This window comes from Brevundimonas sp. CURTG3B2_SDJG, from assembly GCF_057364705.1.
In genome coordinates this window covers 1-3935 of sequence record NZ_JBNFOJ010000256.1, presented here as the reverse complement: position 1 = coordinate 3935, position 3935 = coordinate 1, and the positions used below count along the sequence as shown (strand labels likewise).

Genomic DNA, 3935 nt, shown 5'->3' with positions numbered 1-3935 from the left:
GCTCCAGAGGGGCGGCATCGCCTCGGTGCTGATCGAGGGCGGCGGGCAGGTGGCGGCGTCGTTCCTGCGCGCGGGCTTGGTGGATCGGCTGGAGTGGTTTCCGCGCCCCTATTCTGCTGGGCGGCGAGGGCCGGCCCTGCGTGGCCGCCCTGGCGCTGGCGCGGCTTTTCCGACGCTCCCAAATTCCGGCGTCTTGCGGTCGAGCCTTGCGGTGACGACCTGTGGGAACGCTACGAAAGGATCTGAAGTGTTCACGGGCATCGTCACCGACATCGGCCGCGTCAGAAGGGTCGAACAGACCGCGCGCGACCGCCGCTACGAGATCGAGACCGCCTGGGACACGGCGGGGATCGACCTGGGGGCCTCGATCAGCCATGCGGGCTGCTGCCTGACGGTGACCGAGACCGGGGACGGCTGGTTCGCGGTCGAGGTTTCGGGCGAGACCCTGTCCAAGACCACCCTGGGCGACTGGAAGCCGGGCGACGGGGTCAATCTGGAGCGCGCCGCCAAGCTGGGCGACGAGATGGGCGGCCATGTCGTGTCGGGCCACGTCGACGGTTTGGGCCGCGTCGTCTCGATCACGCCGGAGGTGGGTCCCACCGCATCGAGGTCGAGGCGCCGGCGCCGCTGCACCGCTACATCGCCGCCAAGGGCTCGATCACCGTGGACGGCGTGTCGCTGACGGTGAACGGCGTGGACGGACAGGTCTTCTCGCTGAACATCATCCCCCATACCTGGGATGTGACCACCCTGGGCCGGCTGAAGGCCGGCGACGCGGTCAATCTGGAGATCGACATGCTGGCGCGATATCTCGCGCGGTGGCAGGAGACGGCCTGATGTCAAAGGAACGCACGATGTTGGCGGCCAACATGAACGACAGTCCGATCAGCCCGATCGAGGACATCCTCGAGGACGCCCGCAACGGGCGGCCCTACATCCTGGTGGACGCCGAGGACCGCGAGAACGAGGGCGACATCATCATTCCGGCCCAGTTCGCGACGCCGGACCAGATCAACTTCATGATCAAACAGGCCCGCGGGCTGGTCTGCCTGGCCATGACCGCGGACCGCGCGCGCCAGCTGCGCCTGCCGCCGATGGCCGCCGACAACCGCGAGAGCATGAAGACCGCCTTCACGGTGTCGATCGAGGCCAAGGACGGGGTGACGACCGGGATTTCGGCCGCCGACCGCTCGCGCACCATCCAGGTGGCCACCGACCCGAACAAGGGCGTCGACGACATCGTCACACCAGGCCACATCTTCCCGCTGGTGGCCCGGGACGGCGGTGTGTTGGTCCGCGCCGGCCACACCGAGGCGGCGGTCGACATCAGCCGCATGGCCGGCCTGAACCCGTCAGGCGTGATCTGCGAGATCATCAAGGACGACGGCACCATGGCGCGGATGCCCGACCTGGTGGCGTTCGCCCAGCTGCACGGGCTGAAGATCGGCACCATCGCCGACCTGATCGCCTACCGCCGTCGCACCGAACGGTTCGTCGAGCGGATCATGGACACGCCCTTCGAGAGCGTCCACGGCGGCCCGTTCCGGCTGATGCTCTACAAGAACACCATCGAGGGGAACGAGCACGTCGCCCTGGTCCACGGCAAGATCGAGCCGGGCAAGCCGACCCTGGTGCGCATGCACCAGGTCGATTTCGCCGCCGATTTGCTGGGCCACGTCGAGGCGCGCCAATGCTACATCCCGCAGGCGCTCAAGGCGATCAGCGACCATGACGGCGCCGGTGTCACCGTCTTTCTGCGCGACCCGGACCTGCACGGCCTCGCCGAGCGGCTGGCCGGCGTCGAAAAGCCCAAGGCGTCGACCGCTCGCTGCGCAACTACGGCGTCGGCGCCCAAATCCTGCTGGACCTCGGCGTGCGCGACATGATCGTGATGAGCTCGACGCGCCCCAATCCCACCGCGCTTGAAGGCTACGGCCTGCGCATCGTCGGCTGGCGCGACATGGCCAGTTCTTGGGACGGAGAAGACCCATCGTAAGCGACCCCATCCGCGTCCTCATCGTCGAGGCGCGCTTCTACGACGATCTGGCCGACGCCTTGCTGGACGGGGCCAAGGACGCCCTGCGCGCCCAGGGCGCCGAGTTCGACGTGGTCTCGGTGCCTGGCGCGCTGGAGGTCCCGACCGCCATCGCCATGGCTGACGACGCCGCCCGCCTGCCGACCGCCCCGCGCTACGACGGCTATGTGGCCCTGGGCTGCGTGATCCGCGGCGAGACCTATCATTTCGAGATCGTGTCGGATCAGTCCGCCGCCGGCCTGCGCAACCTGGGCCTCAAGGGAATCGCCATCGGCAACGGCATCCTGACCACCGAGGACGAGGACCAGGCCTGGGCCCGGGCGCGCCGCAGCGAGGGCGACAAGGGCGGCGGCGCGGCGCGCGCGTGCCTGGATCTCATTGCCTTGAGGAAGCGGCTGCGCGTAGGACTGGGCTCGTGACCGAACCCAACAGCCTGCAGTCCGTCCTTGAACAGCTCGCCGAGGCCGAGAAGAGCCGCGCTGAGACCCAACTGAGCGGCCGTCAGCGCCGCGCGCGCACCGTCGCGCGCCTGGCCGCCGTTCAGGCGCTGTACCAGATGGAGCTGGCGGGCGAGGGCGTGGACACGGTCATCACCGAGTTCTCGAACCACCGGTTCGACGCCGACATCGAGGGCGAAGCCCTGGCCGAGGCCGACGAGGCGTATTTCGCCGACATCGTGCGGGGCGTGGTCGAGAAGCAGCGCGAGATCGACGGGGCGGTGAAGGCGCGCCTGGCGTCCAACTGGCGTCTGGAGCGGCTGGATTCGACGCTGCGCGCCCTGCTGCGCGCCGGCGCCTGGGAGCTGCGCGAACGCCAGGACGTGCCGCGCGAGATCGTGATCGACGAGTACGTCGAGCTGGCCAAGGCCTTCTTCGACGACGCCGAGGCCAAGTTCGTCAACGCCGCGCTGGACGGGGTGGCCCGGGACGTGCGGGGCGAAGGGCGCGGCTGACGCGATGCCGGCGATCGATGTCGCGGGCGAGTTCGAGACCATCCGCCGCCTGTTCGCGCCGCTGGCCCATCCCGAATGGGGCAGGGGCCTGCTGGACGACGTCGCGGTGGTGCCCTCCAGAAACGGGTTCGACCTGGTCCTGACCAAGGACGCCATCGTCGAGGGCGTCCATTTCCTGCCGACCGATCCGCTGGACACAGTGGCGAGGAAGCTGCTTCGAGTGAACCTGTCGGATCTGGCGGCCAAGGGGGCCGAGCCGTTCGGCTATCTGCTGTCCTGCCACTGGTCCGAACGCTGCGGCTGGCCGGAGCGGGAAAGCTTCGCCCGGGGGTTGGCGACGGATCAGAAGGCCTTCGGCGTGGCCCTGGTCGGCGGGGATACGGTGGTCACGCCGGGGCCCGCCAGCTTCACCCTGACCGCCCTGGGGTGGGTCCCCAAAGGCCGCGCGGTGGCGCGTGCCGGGGCGCGGCCCGGGGACCTGGTGTTCGTGACCGGCTTCATCGGCGACGGCTGGCTGGGGCTGCAGGCGGTCCAGGGCAAGCTGTCGCTGGAGGCCGAGCGTCTCGCCGCCCTGGCGGACCATTACCGCATGCCGGCTCCGCGCGTGGACTTTCTGGGGCCCGTCCGCGACATGGCCACGGCCTCGATCGACGTGTCGGACGGGCTGATCGCCGACCTGGGCCATCTGGCCGAGGCGGGCCGGGTGGGGATCGAGATCGACCTGGAACTGACGCCGCGTTCGCTGGCGGGCCAGGCCTGGTTCGATGGGCGGGTGGACGAGCAGGCGGCCCTGGAGAAACTGGTCACCGGCGGGGACGATTATGAGATCGCCTTCACCGCCGCGGCCAAGGACGAGGCGGCCTGCGCCGGAGCGCGCGGCGGCACATTCCCCCTGACCCGACTGGGGCCGGGTCGTGGCCGGTCGCGGCGTCGTCGCGCGATTCGCCG

5 protein-coding genes and 1 pseudogene are annotated in these 3935 nt (G+C 69.8%); all 6 read left to right on the top strand.

Going from position 1 to position 3935, the window contains the following annotated elements; translation table 11 throughout:
* On the top strand, positions 1–682 hold a 682-nt coding region (locus AC2W7C_RS14495; RefSeq protein ID WP_486002056.1), incomplete at its 5' end, for a riboflavin synthase.
* Positions 604–837 carry a riboflavin synthase family protein gene (locus AC2W7C_RS14490; RefSeq protein ID WP_486002057.1) on the top strand — a complete coding sequence of 78 codons (234 nt, stop codon included), beginning with the start codon at positions 604–606 and terminating at the stop codon, positions 835–837. The genes AC2W7C_RS14495 and AC2W7C_RS14490, both read left to right, overlap by 79 nt.
* A 17-nt stretch (positions 838–854) precedes the next feature.
* Positions 855–1996, top strand: a pseudogene (ribB, locus tag AC2W7C_RS14485) (3,4-dihydroxy-2-butanone-4-phosphate synthase).
* Complete coding sequence (ribH, locus tag AC2W7C_RS14480) at positions 1972–2454, top strand: 6,7-dimethyl-8-ribityllumazine synthase (RefSeq protein WP_486002055.1); 483 nt, start codon at positions 1972–1974, stop codon at positions 2452–2454. The pseudogene ribB and the gene ribH overlap by 25 nt, the downstream one beginning before the upstream one ends.
* The gene (gene nusB / locus AC2W7C_RS14475; RefSeq protein WP_486002054.1) at positions 2451–2987 is read left to right on the top strand and encodes a transcription antitermination factor NusB; all 537 of its coding nucleotides are present in this window, start codon (positions 2451–2453) and stop codon (positions 2985–2987) included. Before ribH ends, nusB begins: the two co-directional genes overlap by 4 nt.
* A 4-nt stretch (positions 2988–2991) precedes the next feature.
* On the top strand, positions 2992–3935 hold a 944-nt coding region (gene thiL, locus AC2W7C_RS14470; RefSeq protein ID WP_486002053.1), incomplete at its 3' end, for a thiamine-phosphate kinase.